Annotated in this window: 14 protein-coding genes and 2 pseudogenes; 6 read left to right on the forward strand and 10 right to left on the reverse strand. The window is 39.6% G+C overall.

Translation table 11 applies throughout. The annotated features are described in order from the left end of the window. The first annotated feature begins 198 nt into the window (after positions 1–198). Entirely contained in the window at positions 199–843 is a 645-nt protein-coding gene (gene yczE, locus DRF63_RS05575) for a membrane protein YczE (protein ID WP_005597799.1), read from the forward strand. A gap of 51 nt (positions 844–894) precedes the next feature. Here yczE and DRF63_RS05580 read toward each other — a convergent pair whose 3' ends face one another. The 3 genes and pseudogenes from DRF63_RS05580 to DRF63_RS05590 form a co-directional block, all read right to left on the reverse strand. Further along, on the reverse strand, positions 895–1536 hold the full coding sequence (locus DRF63_RS05580) for a bifunctional 4-hydroxy-2-oxoglutarate aldolase/2-dehydro-3-deoxy-phosphogluconate aldolase (RefSeq protein ID WP_005619747.1): 642 nt from the start codon (positions 1534–1536) through the stop codon (positions 895–897). A gap of 14 nt (positions 1537–1550) precedes the next feature. Then, complete coding sequence (locus DRF63_RS05585) at positions 1551–2495, reverse strand: sugar kinase (protein ID WP_080551178.1); 945 nt, start codon at positions 2493–2495, stop codon at positions 1551–1553. 12 nt (positions 2496–2507) lie between these two features. Beyond that, positions 2508–3083, reverse strand: a pseudogene (locus tag DRF63_RS05590) (glucuronate isomerase); the annotation flags it as partial. Positions 3084–3094: 11 nt separating this feature from the next. Here DRF63_RS05590 and DRF63_RS05595 point away from each other — a divergent pair. From DRF63_RS05595 to msrA, 4 genes and pseudogenes are all read left to right on the forward strand, one after another. Then, positions 3095–4879: pseudogene (locus DRF63_RS05595) on the forward strand (glycoside hydrolase family 31 protein); the annotation flags it as partial. A gap of 3 nt (positions 4880–4882) precedes the next feature. Beyond that, positions 4883–5131, forward strand: a complete 249-nt coding sequence (locus DRF63_RS05600) for a GntR family transcriptional regulator (protein ID WP_005597804.1) — start codon at positions 4883–4885, stop codon at positions 5129–5131. Further along, a complete protein-coding gene (locus DRF63_RS05605; RefSeq protein WP_005597805.1) occupies positions 5094–5534 on the forward strand; it encodes an EamA family transporter in 441 nt (146 codons plus the stop codon). The genes DRF63_RS05600 and DRF63_RS05605 overlap by 38 nt, the downstream gene beginning before the upstream one ends. A 243-nt stretch (positions 5535–5777) precedes the next feature. Then, positions 5778–6284 carry a peptide-methionine (S)-S-oxide reductase MsrA gene (gene msrA, locus DRF63_RS05610; RefSeq protein ID WP_005619749.1) on the forward strand — a complete coding sequence of 169 codons (507 nt, stop codon included), beginning with the start codon at positions 5778–5780 and terminating at the stop codon, positions 6282–6284. A gap of 35 nt (positions 6285–6319) precedes the next feature. On the opposite strand, the gene DRF63_RS05615 is transcribed toward msrA, so the two are convergent. Genes DRF63_RS05615 through DRF63_RS05640 form a run of 6 tightly spaced genes read right to left on the reverse strand, consistent with a single transcriptional unit; the run spans position 6320 to position 12112 of the window. Next, positions 6320–7120, reverse strand: a complete 801-nt coding sequence (locus tag DRF63_RS05615) for a glycosyltransferase family 2 protein (protein WP_005597807.1) — start codon at positions 7118–7120, stop codon at positions 6320–6322. Continuing rightward, positions 7120–8001: a glycosyltransferase family 2 protein gene (locus DRF63_RS05620; protein WP_005597809.1), complete on the reverse strand. Its 882-nt coding sequence runs from the start codon at positions 7999–8001 to the stop codon at positions 7120–7122. The genes DRF63_RS05615 and DRF63_RS05620 overlap by 1 nt, the downstream gene beginning before the upstream one ends. Next, entirely contained in the window at positions 7994–9193 is a 1200-nt protein-coding gene (locus DRF63_RS05625) for a hypothetical protein (RefSeq protein ID WP_043991846.1), read from the reverse strand. The genes DRF63_RS05620 and DRF63_RS05625 overlap by 8 nt, the downstream gene beginning before the upstream one ends. Continuing rightward, complete coding sequence (locus DRF63_RS05630; RefSeq protein ID WP_005597814.1) at positions 9194–9964, reverse strand: glycosyltransferase family 25 protein; 771 nt, start codon at positions 9962–9964, stop codon at positions 9194–9196. Beyond that, a complete protein-coding gene (locus tag DRF63_RS05635) occupies positions 9961–11169 on the reverse strand; it encodes a lipopolysaccharide biosynthesis protein (protein WP_005597816.1) in 1209 nt (402 codons plus the stop codon). Before DRF63_RS05635 ends, DRF63_RS05630 begins: the two co-directional genes overlap by 4 nt. Further along, a complete protein-coding gene (locus DRF63_RS05640) occupies positions 11147–12112 on the reverse strand; it encodes a polysaccharide pyruvyl transferase family protein (protein ID WP_005597818.1) in 966 nt (321 codons plus the stop codon). Before DRF63_RS05640 ends, DRF63_RS05635 begins: the two co-directional genes overlap by 23 nt. Positions 12113–12267: 155 nt before the next feature. Between DRF63_RS05640 and DRF63_RS05645 the strand changes: the two genes are divergently transcribed. Further along, positions 12268–13008 carry a YdcF family protein gene (locus tag DRF63_RS05645; protein WP_005597819.1) on the forward strand — a complete coding sequence of 247 codons (741 nt, stop codon included), beginning with the start codon at positions 12268–12270 and terminating at the stop codon, positions 13006–13008. Between the two features lie 98 nt (positions 13009–13106). On the opposite strand, the gene priA is transcribed toward DRF63_RS05645, so the two are convergent. After that, positions 13107–15323: a primosomal protein N' gene (gene priA / locus DRF63_RS05650; protein WP_233432356.1), complete on the reverse strand. Its 2217-nt coding sequence runs from the start codon at positions 15321–15323 to the stop codon at positions 13107–13109. Positions 15324–15382 lie beyond the last annotated feature (59 nt).

Raw genomic sequence — 15382 nt, forward strand, 5'->3', positions numbered from 1 at the left:
AAAAGAAAAGGAATAATACGTCGTTTTCCTAAAAAAACGCCATCTAAAAAAGTTTCATAACTATACCTTTTTTTACACAAAAAATCTCTAAAATTTTACCTTATGAATATTCGAAATTGAGAAGTTGATCACATTATTACTATTTAAAATCATATAAATAGATATAATGATTACTTGTTTTTTCTTAATTGAGCATTTATGTCAAAAAAATCACCGATTCCGCTCATGCGTTGGTCTGCCCGGCACCAATGGGAACTGCGCTTTGATACCATTTTAATTATTTCATTGACGATGATTTTTATCGGCATCGCAGAAGGATTACTGATCTTAGCGAATTTGGGCGCAACACCTTGGACGGTATTATCGCAAGGCTTAGCCTTACAGCTAGGTATCTCTATCGGCACCTCTATCGCGCTGATCAGTTTTGTCGTGTTATTACTTTGGATTCCGTTTAAATTACGTTTCGGTTTAGGCACATTACTGAATATCGCTTTAATCGCATTATTTACCGATCTTACCGTACGTTTTCTCGAACAGCCCGAAACGCTCTTTCATAGAGTAAGCTATATGTTAGTCGCAATTCTCATATACGGTATCGGTACGGCGGTTTATCTTTCCTGCCGATTGGGGGCTGGTCCTAGGGACGGGTTAATGGTAGGAATCTGTTTACGTTACGGTTGGAAAATCAGTATAGTGAGGACATTAATAGAAGTTTCAGCCTGTGCGGTCGGTATTCTGCTCGGCGGTACTTTCGGGATCAGCACTATTCTTTTTGCGATAAGTATCGGCTGGCTGATTCAAATTACTTTTTCTTTTTTAGTACGCTATTTTCAAGCGGTCTGATTTTGCACGTTTTTTGCAAAAAGCAGAGAAAATCAAACCGCTTGCTTGTAATTAAGCATGGGTTAGTGCTACGGCTTCTCGTACCAATCTACCGATTTCATCCCAATTCTTCGCTTGAATCAAAGATTTCTCGACAAACCAAGATCCGCCGCAAGCCACAATATTCGGAATGGCGAGGTAGTCCTTGATATTGCTCGGGCTGATACCGCCGGTCGGCATAATTTGCAGATTACTATAAGGACCGAGTAAGGCTTTAATCATTTTCACACCGCCGCTGGCTTCCGCCGGGAAAAATTTGACCGCTTCAATGCCTAACGATAATGCCGCTTCAATCGACATCGGATTGTTTACCCCCGGCGTAATCGGAAAATCTAAATCTTGGCACAGTTTCACGATAGTCGGGTTAAAGCCCGGTGTCACGACAAAATCCGCACCGGCATTTTTCGCTTTGACCACTTGCTCGGCGGTTAATACCGTACCGGCGGCAATCAATACGTCCGGATAATGCTGGCATACTAAGCGAATCGCCTCTTCCGCCGCAGCCGAGCGGAAAGTAATCTCCGCCACCGGTAAACCGTTTTCCGCTAACGTCTTAACTAACGGTAAAATATCTTCCGCTTGTTCTACCGCAATTACCGGCACGACTTTTAACTGGCGAAGTTTTTCAATAATTTGTTCTGTTGTATATTTCATCATTTTTTTCCTTACTACATAGCATTAAATTGAGCGAATAAATGTGCGGTCGCCGATTTATCTATAATTGCGCCTTTGTGCTGAATCACTATACCGGCTAATTGATTACCTTGACGGCAACACACCGCTAAAGGCTTGCCTTGTAAATAACCGGCTAAAAATCCGGCATTGAAAGAATCCCCTGCCGAAGTGGTATCCACAACGTGTTCCACCGGAATAGTAGGTACAAAGGTTTGTTGCAGATGCTCACATACGACTGCACCGCGACTGCCTTGTTTAACAATGATTTTAGCGATCCCATAAGCAGATAAACGAGCAATAGTCTGCTGTTCGTCTTCATCTTGCCATAACATCGCCTCATCATCGAATGTGACTAAAGCGACATCGACTAAAGGCAATAACTCACGATAACAGGCTTGCGCTTGCTCAAGACTTTCCCATAATTTCGGACGGAAATTACTGTCAAAGGCAATTTCTACACCGGCTTGTTTTAACTTCGCTAAAGAGGTAATCAACAACTTTCGATCATTTTCAGGCAGGATTGCTAAAGAAATGCCGCTTAAATAAATCATATCCACCGAATCCAGCTCACTTAATACTTGAGGGAAATTCGAATGTTGCAATAAATAACGAGCGGCCGATTGATTGCGCCAATATAAGAAAGTCCGTTCGCCTTGCTTATCCAATTGAATTAAATATAACCCCGGCGAACGCTGCTCGTCTTTTAAAACCCATTGGGTATCAATGCCGTCTGCCTGCCAATAAGCTAACATACCTTGACTCAGCTTATCCGTTCCTAAGGCAGACACGTAGCATACTTGAATCTGCTCGGGAGTGGATACACGAGCTAAATAGGTTGCCGTATTAAGCGTATCGCCGCCATAAGTCTGGCGCATTTGCCCAAACGGCTCTCCGTTCAGCTCTATCATACACTCCCCTAAAAGGGCTAGTTTTTTCATTTTTTCTACCGATTATTTGAAATAACTTTTTGCATTATGGTAACAAATATTTTTTACCATATTACCCAATAACTCGATATCATTCGGTGCTTCACCTTTCACCACCCAGCCACCGATCATTTCACATAAAATACGACGGAAATATTCATGACGAGTATAAGATAAGAAACTTCTTGAATCCGTAAGCATTCCGACAAATTGGCTTAACAAGCCTAATTGAGAAAGCTGCTGTAATTGTCTTTCCATACCGTCTTTTTGGTCGTTAAACCACCAACCTGAACCGAATTGGATTTTTCCTGCAATACCTCCTGTTTGGAAATTTCCAATCATCGAAGCAATCATCTCGTTATCACGAGGATTTAAACAATATAAAATTGTTTTTGGTAGCTGATTGGTTTGATCCATTGCATCAAGTAGCTGAGAAATTTGTGATGCATAGGTCAGATCAGCAATTGAATCAAAACCGGCATCCGTACCAAGTAATTTAAACATTCTCGTATTATTGTTGCGTAAAGCCCCGATATGCATTTGCATTACCCAATTACGTTTGCAATATTCCGAAGCCAGCCATACTAATACCGCTGTAGTAATTAGACAGAACATGGGCGATTACGCCGAATCAGGAAGATATTGATTGGTCAGGAAGAAACCGCTTTTCAACGGATGGATTCTCATTACCCGACTATCAATTAGAAATAAATGACGATGTTATTGAAGTATCTACCAATTTACTGAAACTTCGTGTCCATAAACCATTATATTTAGAATGGCAATATCAAGTTAATAATAGTTGGCAACCTTTAAGTCAGGATAGAAAAACCGGCGCCTATTTATTTGGTACCGACGACAGTAAAAATTCGTAGATCTATGTGCTGAATATGATATTCCATGTGATTCATTCCAATTGTTATTGGGTTATACTTCTATCGGTAATAAGCGATATGTGTTTAATTGGAACTACGATAAAGTTCCTGCTCCTAATGCGATGTCAGCTCATTTTCATCAGGCTGGTATGCATTTAGCTGCCAATATTAAACCTTGTTTATTACAAGATCACCCTCGTTATGAAGAAGTAAAAAACTTAGGTCTATTTATCCAAGATTCTGAATTTAATCAACCGGAACGCTCGGTATTTTGGGATGATGAAGGTTCTCATTTAGATTTTTCCAATCCGAAAACTATCGAATGGTGGAAACAAAATGTAACTAAGCAACTTCTGGAATATGGTATTGATTCAACTTGGAACGATAATAATGAATATGAAGTTTGGGACGGTAATGCAAAATGTGTCGGTTTCGGTAAAGAAATTCCGATAAAACTTATTCGTCCGTTACAACCATTATTAATGATGAAATCTTCCTATGAAGCACAACGTGAATTTGCTCCTAATTTACGTCCTTATCTAATTTCTCGCTCAGGAAGTCCGGGTATGAATCGTTATGTACAAACTTGGTCGGGAGATAATAGAACCAGCTGGAATACCTTACGTTACAACATTCGTATGGGACTTGGTATGAGCTTATCCGGTTTATATAACTTAGGTCATGATGTCGGCGGCTTCTCTGGAAATAAGCCTGAACCGGAATTATTTGTTCGCTGGGTTCAAAATGGTGTCATGCACCCTCGTTTTACCATTCATTCTTGGAATGATGACAAAACCGTTAACGAGCCTTGGATGTATCCTGAAGTGACTCATATCATTAGAGATACGATTAAACTTCGTTATCGTTTAATGCCGTATCTCTATAATACTTTCTGGAAAGCTCATCATGCATTAGAGTCGATGTTACGTCCGACTTTCTTGGATCATGAACACGATATCAATACTTTTGAAGAAAACGACGATTATCTTTTAGGTAAAGATTTACTTGTTGCTTCTGTGGTAGAGCAAGATCAACGTAAACGTGAGGTTTATTTACCGAAAAATAATGCGGGCTGGTATGATTTTTATGATCACACCTATCACCTCGACGGACAAACGATTACGGCGGATGCGCCGCTTGAGAAAATCCCACTCTTTGTAAAAGCAGGTGCAATCATTCCGATGTCTGCAAGAGAAGCTTATGTAGATCCCCAAAAAGATACCTATAGAGAGCTTATGGTTTTCCCATTTATAAAAGCGGGGGGAAGCGATAAATACTATTTACGATGATGACGGAGAAAGCTTCCAATATCAAAATAATGAGTATTTACAATTAATGGTAAAATTACGTTGTTCAGAAACAAATATCTATATTGATATTCATAAACAAGGTAATTGGATACCGGCTTATAAAGAATTGAGAATAACGCTACCTGATAATGAAACAAGACAACTGGTCATAAACGGTAATGTCTTCACAAAAGGAGAGTTATTTTCATTAAATAATCCTAAAGAGAGTTAAAAAATGACAAGCAATGCAGATTTACGTTCATATAAAAAAATTAGTTCGATTTTAAAACAAGAATTAATTGACGGTATTTACCAAGTTGGCGAACGACTGCTACCTGAACGAGATCTTGCAGAAAAATTAAATGTAAGCCGCACGGTCATTCGTGAAGCAATCATTATGTTGGAATTAGAAAATTTAGTGTCTGTTCGAAAAGGATCCGGCGTTTATGTTATTCGCTCCGTTATTCGCTTGGTTATTCTTTAAAGATCCGTCAAAAACTATTTTTTGGTTATCTCTACCAATAGCGACATTAGGTCTTTACTTACTTTCATCCAGCCAAAACGGAATCCGGCTTTCTTTAGGAAATCTGATTTTTCTTTCCTCGTCATTATTAGCCGCTATTTATTTTGTTTTAAATAACCGATTTGCTCTCAGCATCTCGGTCTTATCATTAACGACACTTCAAGTCGGCACTGTCGGAATATGTTGCGGAACTTATTCTCTGCTATTTGAAAATTTTCCTGAAACGATTTCTATAGAAGTGTGGTTATGGTTCACCGCCAGTTTACTCATTGCAACAAATCTTAGAATGCTTATACAAACTATCGGACAAAAATATTGTCACGTCACTAACGCTGCAATTATTATGATTCTTGAGCCAGTATAGACATTATTACTCAGCGTCTTAATCTTAAAAGAACAACTCGACTGGACAAAAGCAATAGGTTGTTTTTGTATTCTATGTGCATTAATTATTTATCGTTTTCCTTTTTCTCAGCTCAAAAATGCTAAAAAAATCTATAAGATTAAGAGAAATTAGTACCTTGTACTCCGTAATAAATCGCTATATGCTATGACCACTTACAACAAGCGGTCTAATTCCGTGAAAATTTTACAAACAGGAGAAAATATGGCGAACATTCGAGAAATTTATTTGGCGGGCGGGTGCTTTTGGGGTACGGAAGCCTTTATGCAACGTATTAACGGAGTGCTTGATGCACAATCGGGATATGCGAACGGCAATACTGAAAACCCGAGTTATCAAGAAGTGTGTGCCGGCAGCGGTCATGCGGAAGTGGTGAAAGTGACTTACGATGCGGATAAAATCAGCCTAGCAAAATTATTAGATTACTATTTTAAAGTGATTGATCCGATAAGTGTAAACCAACAAGGTGCGGATAAAGGCATTCAATATCGTACCGGGATTTATTATGTTGATCCGCAAGACGTACCGGTTATCAATCAAGCGCTTGCCGATTTACAAGCACAATATGCAGAGCCGCTTGCGGTAGAAAATATGATGCTAGAACATTATTTCCCGGCGGAAGAATATCATCAAGATTATTTAGACAAGAATCCGAACGGTTATTGCCATATTGATTTGCAATTAATGAATGAGATTCTACGTAATCAATAAGAAAGTTAAGGCGTACCAAATGATACGCCTTTTTATTATTTACGCATTAAACCGTAAATCGCTTTGAGGGCGGCAAGCGGTAAAATTCTCGGCAAACCTCGCATTAAGAAAATGACGAATCCGGTTAAAGGATCATGAATTTTACATTCGTTTTTCAGCTTCATTAAACGCCATTCGCTTTTGAAATAATTCCAACCGTGACGACGGCTTACCATGCCGTTGCCTACTCGAGCATAGACTAATAAATCGGCTAAATTCGCCACGTTATTGCCGTTAGCTACCATTTTTACCCAAAGATTATAGTCTTCTTGTAAATCTTGATAACCGCCGCATGCTTGCACTGCGGATTTTTTATAAGCAACCGTCATATGGTTAAACGGACAACGCAAGCGGGTAAATTTTACAATATCTTCCGCTTTAGTCGGTACATTTCGATAAGCAACAATATCTTGAATATTCTCTCCGAATTCGGCAATTTGTCCGCCAAAGATTATAGTATCCGGATTTTGCTCGATAAACGCCACTTGTTTTTCAAAACGTTCCGGTAAACAAATATCATCGGTATCCATACGGAACACCCATTCGTGCGAACAATAATTTAAGCCGTCGTTCAGGGTTTTACCTAAACCGCGATTTTGCTCAAAACGCACCGCTTTAATCGGAAGCTGTTGTTCGTATTCCACTACAATCGCATCTAATTCCGGTGTGACTTTACCGTCAAACAACACGACAATTTCATCGGCAGGTCGAGTTTGTGCTTTTAAGCTTTCAAAACATTCTCTTAAAAACTGAGGATTTTCTTTGATATACAAAGACATTAAAACAGAGAATTTCATTAAATAAACCTTTTCATATTAATTGCCAATTTTGGCGAGATAAATGTAACCATTGCGATAATTAAATGTTTTAAGCTATGGCTACGTTTGAACATTTGCAAATAATAACTTGCCGCTTGGCGAGAAAGATTCATCGCATAAGGGTAAGATAAAATATACAGCGAGTTCATTGCAAAATTTGCCGCTTGCGTTTCCGTTTTCACATATTTTTGGCGAATTGCCGCCAATGCCAATTCGGTATTAGTCGTATTGGTCGAAACGCTGGAGCGTTTAGTATGGAAGCCACAAATACTAAGCGGTTGATCCACAAATAACGGTGCAAAATTCGGGCTGGATACTGCTTTCAGTACAAACTCATAATCTTCCAAAGATTTTAAATCGGTCGCTAAACCGCCTAATTCAAAAAAGAACGATTTTTTAATGCCTAACATCGGCATACCACCGATTTTATTAGCAAGTAATATCGCATCTAAATTCAATTTTTCACTTGGAAGCGGCTTCGTCACATAGCTGAATCCTTCGTTTACCATCACACATTCTGCCGGATGATAGATAAAATTTGCCTGTGGATGTTGTGCGATCTCTTGTGCTAAGACTTCACATTTTTGATCGGCAAAACGGTCGTCGTCATCAAGGAATAATAGCCATTCATAACTTGCGTGTTCCGCCCCAACATTACGGCTACCTGCCGCCCCTTTATTCGGATTATTACGGATCACTTTGACTGTAAAAGGATACGCTTGCGTTACCGTAACCGGTTGTTGAGAAAAATCATCGACGACAATCACTTCAAAATTTTGTAGCGTTTGTTTAGTCAAGCTTTCTAATAATGCCGGGATTTCTTGGTTACGATTGTAAGAAGGCACAATAATACTAAACATTCTTTGCCTCGTTATTTTTGTTAAAAAATGTCTTAATTCGACCGCTTGTTCCGAACAGAGATAAGAACATTAACAAGACGAACATAATCCCCGGATAAGCATAAGTATCCGCTTTAATATTTAATACGCTCAATAATGCTAAAGTGGAAAGCGTAAATTTCCAACTGCCGTTTAGCCAGTTATCCGCTACGCGTTTAACAAAATAGGCGGTAAAGATAAAGCACACGAAAATATAACCGATGCCGCCGTATAATGCTTGGCGAATAAAACCGGAATCCGATCCGCCGTAATAACTGCCGCCGTTCACATAATATTGCCCGTCACCCATAATTAACTGCTTCACTTCCGGCATAAATAAATGCTTATTCATCAAGGTATCGGTCGAAGAACTCAAACGATCGCCGCCGTTAATTAAATTAATCACCGGTTCAAGTGCGTGTTCTACATAAGGGTGAGTCGGATAGTTATAGGCTAAAAACAACACCACCGCAGCAAAAGCAATAATTGCCGTTAAATAATGACGGCGGAAATACAATACTAAACTGACGATTGAGAAAGTGAGGAACGTACGTCCGGCAATCAGCCCGATAAATAGCAATAAGAATACGTAAACCGCATTTAATTTTTCCGTTTTATGATGATATGCCAATAAAAAATGCAGTAACAGCATATAGAAAATACTTAATGGGAAAAATGCCGAAGAGGTTAAATTATATAAACGATATTCTTGTTCCGAACCGATAAAACGGCTTAAATGCCCGCGCATCTCGGCATTGGTATTTAATGCCAACTCAATAAATAAGGTTATGCCTAATAATGCCAAGAAACCGATGGTTGCCTGTACACCGATTCCAATTTTCAGATCTCGAATTAAATTGGCTTTGCCTTGTTCGGTTTGATAGAACAGGTTGTAAATCACAATACCGAAAATAAAGGCAATCAATAATTTAACGTACATACTGATTACGCCGAACTCTCGCGTGCCGTTAATTAGCAGAGGAATAACCGATAAACCGATTAATGCGATACATACGATTAAGCTATCGATAGGTAAGACGAAACTTTTTTGGGTTTTGTTATACCATTTATAGCCTAACCATAATAACGCTAAAAAGCCGGTTAATAAGCTCATTCGGACTATATGGAAAAACCACGGATCATAAATATAAAAAAGGTTAATCAATGCCGTCATTTATAAGTTTCTCTTAATCGCTAACAATTTTTTAAGCGGAAATTTTAATACTTTCTTGAACATATTGTTTGACAAAGAACCGCGTAAGTTTTCCAAATTACTGACTAAATTCGGGTTCTCAATCGCCATCAGCGGACGAACGACTAAAGTATTAATCGCAAATTGCTGACCGAATAAAATGTAATCGTCCGCTAACCAAAACGGTAATTCCGTTGCTTTTTGTGCTAAAAACTTACGAGCGGTCGATTTTTTAATTAAATAAGCCACCGTGCCGGCAAAATAGTTTTTATACGGATAGGCATAACGATATTCGGTCTCGCCGATTTTCTTTTGCAGAAAACGGAAAGTAGTCGGATAGTTAATCGCTAATTCCGTATCATTAAAACTGAGAATTTTTGATTGACCGACTAATACGATATCCGCATTGAGCTTTTCATTGAGTAAAGCGGTCAAATTTTGCTGAAAATTTGCCGCAAATAAACAGTCATCTTCACATACCAGTGCATAATCGTCTTCATTAATCGACTCATCATTGACAATTAATTCGTACACACCTAAATGGCTCATCGTACAACCGATTTCACCTTTAGTGACTTTACGCCCGTAACGTTGTTCAAATTTAGCAAAGTCAAAACGCTGTTCAAGTTCGCTTTGCTCGACATTCATCGTATTAATTGCACTAAATACCGTAAAGTCGGCCGTATCCGCTTGGGAAAAGAAAAGCTCTCTGCGTTGTGCGTCTTTATCGAGAGAGATAAGAAATTTTTTCATTTTGGTTCTACCGTAGTTTGTATTACAGGGTATTTAAAGTAGTAAATAATTGAAATTATCAGACGTGTTAAGCTACCGCCGATAAAGGCATACGCCACACCATATAACTGCTCATCACGCAGTAAATAGAATAATCCGACAAAGACCGCAATCGACAGAATTTGGCGGGTAAACAACAAGACCTGTTTGCCTAACAGCAACATATTTTGCGAGAGAATCCAAGAAAGCCCGGCTAAGATAGAATTGATAATAAACCAAATCAATACGTCCGCCACTTCAACATATTTACTACTAAAGAAAAAGCTAATTACCGGCTCGGCAAGTAACGGTACTAACACAATTGCGCCGACACTCATTAAGGCAACAACCGCCAATACCGCTTTAATGCGGTTTAAATTATTCAATAATCCCGAATAATAGTAATCCGCCAACATATTGATAAATTTAGTCATCAGCGAATCGAAAGCGATACATACCGTATAAAGCCCGAGTACGTAATTACCCATAAACGCCATAATCAAAAATTTATCCAAGCTTGAAGTGGTAGCGCCGAAAATTTGTAATAAATTTTGTTTTCCCCAAGTTTTTAGGAAAAACTTACGATCAATTTCACTGACTTCATTCTTATTTTTAAAGGATTTATCGATTTTTGCCAGATAAAACAAACAAGCGATCGCTTGAATGGAACTGAATAAGGTTAAAAGATAAAGTACGACCTTAAATTCCTGCTCGCCGAACAACCAATAAGCCGAGCCGTAAATCGCAACTAATAAAATCGGTTGCTGCAAAGTTAAGATACGATAAACTTTCATCTTCGGATCAATTTTACTTTTCTCCAAGGTCATTGTCAGAATTGCCGTCAGCACGACATTAATGATAAAAAGTCCATCGTAAGCGGTAAAATCAAATAGTAGCATTGCAACATTCGCCACAATCACGGCAAAAGCAAGAAAGGCAATAAAATAACGTTTCCAATGCAAATATTGTTTATTACGCATGGAAAGTGCTAATGCAAACCCAACCCCGCCGGTTGCAATCGTAACGACATAAGAAACGGCGGTAATAAACAACTGATGAGTACCGCGATCTTGTACCGAGAGCATATGCGCCAAAATAAAAGAACTTACCATGGTAAGCCCCATACTCAAGACGGTTACCGCAATCAGTTTAACCAGATTACCGCTAATGTTGATAGGTTTTGGCATAATCAATATCTTTTGTCCATTGGTTGTAATAACCGGTGTTTTTTCCGTAGGAGTTATCGCAAACTTCGTTCGGCAACCCTAATAAGCAGGAAAAAATATGCCCGTGTAAACGACTGGTCACAATGCGATCATAACCGAGGAACACGTCTTGACAGCGACGAATCACATCCAATGCGTGTCGATACCACAAATCGTTAATTTTATTCTTCACAAAACCTAAATTGAATTTAGTTGCCAATTTTGATAAACGACTGCACCATAATTCAAATTTAATATCGCTTGGTAACAGAATATCGTCCCAATCTTTTACGTGATCCAAGTTTGGTAATGTTGCTTGAACTTCCGCTTCAATATGGCTTTTTTCCACATCTTTACGCAAGAAATACAGCGTCTTACCCGAATGAGCGATTTCTTTCTGCGGCAAATGCCCGTAAAGCTGATGTGCCATATCCGGAGAAAGCTGCACTTTATCGGAGAAATGAGACTTCATCATTTCAAAGGTTTTAATATCACGTGCAAATAAATGGCAATCTTTGTGTGCGGCAAAAATCGAAGCCGATTTTTGCATTGCTTCTTGACTTGAAAAATGTGCCGTTTGCGGTAATAAAATAATGCGATTATTCGGAAAAGCTTTAACCAAATCTTCTCGCATTTTTTGAATAGAAGGATAAATATCGCCGAAATTACCGCCGCCGTGGCAAAGAATCGTTGAATTCGGCGTGACGAATTTTTTCGCTTCTTTCACATCAAAGCCTTGTAGGCTACGGCGAAGACGAATATTAAGATTATAGTCCTTAAAAAACTGTTCCGTACCGGCATAGATCAATAAATCCCCTACATTTAAATGCAGAGGATAGTCAAAATACAGTACATCATTTTTATCTAAAATGAGGGTTTCAATTTTTTGTAATTGTTGTTTTAGAGCTAAAAGTGTTTCGTTCATAAATAAAGCCTATTGAGTAAGACCGAGTTACTGGCAAATGTGGCATTTGGACAGAGTAAAATGCGGCAAGTTCCACTCAAAAACTTAAGAAAAATAAAGTGTGCATTCTATCAATAAATCAAGCAAAATACGCAAAAATTTTTAGAGGCTTTCTTATGTTTTATCTCGGCAAAATTCTGACCGCTATCGCACTTCCGCCCTTTAATATTGCGGTTATTTGGCTTTTTTCATTAATTTGCTATTGGTTGAATTTAAAAAAAATCAGCTACAGTTTAGCTTTTTTAGGTATCGGTTCGCTTTATCTGTTCAGTACCCCTTATGTCGCAACCAAATTAACCGATTCGCTTGTCACTGAAGACAATCTGACTTTAGAAGATTATAAAAAAGCGCAAGCGATTGTAGTATTAGGCGGCGGTGTGCGAGATAGCAAAGAAATCTATAACCCAATCGCCGTCGGCAATCAGGCATTAGAGCGAATGCGTTACGCCGCTTATTTGCAAAAAGAAACGCAGCTACCGCTACTGATTACCGGTAGTAGCCCGAACGGTACGTCCGAAGCTAAAACCATGGCGAACGAATTTCAATATTTCTTCAGCGTACCGACCCAATGGCTGGAAGAAAAAGCCAAAACCACCAAAGAAAACGCTCAATTTTCACGTGAGCTATTAGCGAAAGAGGGTATTAATAAGATTATTTTAGTCACCAATCAATGGCATATGAAACGTGCCAAAATGTTATTTGAAAAACAAGGATTTGAAGTGCTTCCGGCGAGTATCGGACACGGCGTAACACCGGCAGAATACATTAATTTCGCCTATTTTATCCCTCAATCCGGTGCAATGGACAGCATTATGCTCTCGCTAAAAGAATGGCTGGGCTATTGGAAAGAAAAATAGCCTAAATAAAGAAAAATAGCCTAAATGAAGCGGTCTGATTTTCGTTATTTTTTGTAAAAAATATGGAAAATCAGACCACTTGTCGTATGAATCCGCTGTTAGCCGATTTCTTGCGGATCAATATCTAAGGTTAAACGAATATTATTTTGTAAGCCTAAATTGGCTTTATCCAAATCAAATTGATCGATCAACTGTTGTAATACGCCTCTTGAGCGATGTTGAATTAATAAAAGCCAGCGGTAATGCCCCGCTTTTTTAGCCATCGGTGCGGAAAAAGGCGGTAGAAGCTGGATATCCTGCAAACCGAGTTCCGTACATTTTTGCTGAAAATAAGCGGTCAAATTTTGCAAAAGATTTACCACTTGCTGATTATCTTTGCCGGTTGCCCGTAACAACACTTGCGCAGCAAACGGCGGCAAGCCCATCACTTTACGCATTTTTAACGCTTCTTGTGCAAACGCCAAATAACCTTGTTCTAACAAAGTCTTGAGCAACGGATGTTCCGGATAATGAGTTTGTAATACCACTTCGCCCTGCTTTTCCGCCCGTCCGGCACGTCCCGCCACTTGCACATAAAGCTGTGCCAAACGTTCTTCCGCACGGAAGTCGGTCGAAAACAGTGCCGAATCTACATTCACAATCGCCACTAAAGTTACATTCGGAAAATGGTGTCCTTTCGCTAGCATTTGCGTGCCAATCAAAATTTGGCTTTTGCCTTCTCGGATATCGTTTAAGTGATTTTCCAATGCCCCTTTACGAGCGGTGGAATCTCGGTCGATACGGCTAATTTGGTAAGTTGGGAATTGCTCACTTAACACTTGCTCCAACTGCTCCGTCCCCACTCCGGTGGTAATCAGATTGGTTGAGCCGCAATGCCCGCACTGGCGAGGGATCACTCGCTGTGAAGCACAATGATGACAACGCAAGATTTTCTGTTTCTGATGATAAGTGTAAGGCTTTTCACAAGCGTCACATTCACACATCCAGCCACACTCGTGACAAAGTAAAACCGGTGCAAAGCCGCGGCGATTTAAAAACAACATTACCTGATTGCCTTGCTCTAAATGCTGCTTCATCATCGCTAATAAGCGGTCGGAAAGTCCGGCGGTAATACGCTGTGTTTTTAAATCAATCAATTGCTGTTTCGCCTGTTGAGCATTACCGGCACGAGCGGTTAAAGATAGCTCAATAAACTTACCGTTTTGAACGTTTTGTACGCTTTCCAAACTTGGCGTTGCAGAACCCAAAATAATCGGGATATGTAAATTTTTTGCCCGTAAAATTGCCAAATCTCTTGCGTGATAACGCCAGCCGTCTTGTTGTTTGAAAGAACTATCGTGTTCTTCATCAATAATGATTAAGCCCAATTTCTCAAACTGGCTGAACAATGCCGAACGCGTGCCGATCACAATCGCACTTTCGCCGTTTTTTGCTCGCAACCAAGCATTTAATCGCTCTGTTTCATTCATATTCGAATGAAGAACATCAATTTCAACATTAAAACGGGCTTTAAAACGTTGCACCGTTTGCGGAGTCAGCCCGATTTCCGGCACTAACACCAATACTTGCTCGCCTCGCTTTAACACCTCTTCGATCACTTGCAAATACACTTCGGTTTTGCCTGAACCGGTTACGCCATTTAATAAAAAAGCTTCGAAACCGTTTTGTACTGCTAAGCGGCTCACCACTAGGGTTTGCTGTTTATTTAATACCAGTCGATTATGCAAGTTTACAAGCGGTCGATTTTGCAATTTTTTTTGCCAATGTTGCAGCTCAAACGGCACATTAACCGGTTCGATATAGTTTTTTTCCAATAGCCCTTTCCAAGCCGATTGACTACAAGCGGTTGGTTTTTCAAAAAAATTTGCAATTTCTGCCAGTTTCGCCAGTAAATCTTGCTGTTTTTTGGCCCGCTTGTTCTCACCCGAGAGCAATGCTGCTCGCCCTGCCTCAGTAACCGCAAAGTAATCCGGTTGCGATCTTTCGGTACTATCGCCGTTACGCAATTTCACCGGCAAGGCATTGATCGCCACTTCGCCGATAGGCGCATGATAATAACGAGCCGCCCAACGAAGCAGTGTCCAAATTTCCTTGTCAAAGATCGGTTCTAAATCTAATACCGCTTTAATCGGTTTGAGCTTATCTTCAGGCACATCGCTCGTTTCGGGAAAATCCACTACAATCCCGATTTTCGTTTGATTACCGAAAGGCACTTCAACACGCACACCTTTGACTGCCGACAAAAACGACGGCAGTAAATAATCAAAATAACGATGTAACGGCACGGGCAATGCCACTCTAACTAGCTTCGACATAATCAATAAAAAACGAAAGGACAATAGCTTATTATCTATTGCCCTTTGGGGTTTTGCAA

Origin of the sequence: Actinobacillus pleuropneumoniae, assembly GCF_003290385.1 — a bacterium.
GTDB lineage: Bacteria > Pseudomonadota > Gammaproteobacteria > Enterobacterales > Pasteurellaceae > Actinobacillus > Actinobacillus lignieresii.